Annotated in this window: 1 protein-coding gene; it reads left to right on the forward strand. The window is 72.3% G+C overall.

Features of this window, described 5'->3' with window-relative positions; all coding sequences use genetic code 11:
- On the forward strand, positions 1–305 hold a 305-nt coding region (locus tag AOK22_RS43270; RefSeq protein ID WP_341845631.1), incomplete at its 5' end, for a hypothetical protein.
- Positions 306–386: the final 81 nt, after the last annotated feature.

The following is a 386-nucleotide window of genomic DNA, read 5'->3' on the forward strand; positions in this document are numbered from 1 at the left end:
ACGAGTACGAGGACTGGCACGGCAGGTCCCAGGCCCGCCTCGGCCTGGTGCGCGCGCTGCGCGGGCTCTCCCGTACGGAGGAGGCGGCGCGCGAGTGCGCCGTGCTCGTCGACTGCGCCGAACAGCTCGGCGACACCCACATGACGGGTCTGGCCCGCCATCAGCGCGGGCTGCTCCTCCACGAGGAAGGGCGGACCGAAGAGGCGCACGAGCAGTGGGAGTCGGCGTTGCGTGCCCTGGACGGCACGGACAGCAAGACGGACAGCAAGGTGGTCGACGAGCTGCGGAAGCTGTTGGCCGGGTAGCGGGGCGTCGGGCAGGGACCCGTCTGGCAGGGACCCGTCTGACAGGGCTTCGTCGGCTGGTGGGGCTGGTGGGGCTGGTGG

The sequence above is a fragment of the Streptomyces silaceus genome (genome assembly GCF_001419745.1).
Classification (GTDB): Bacteria; Actinomycetota; Actinomycetes; order Streptomycetales; family Streptomycetaceae; genus Streptomyces; species Streptomyces silaceus.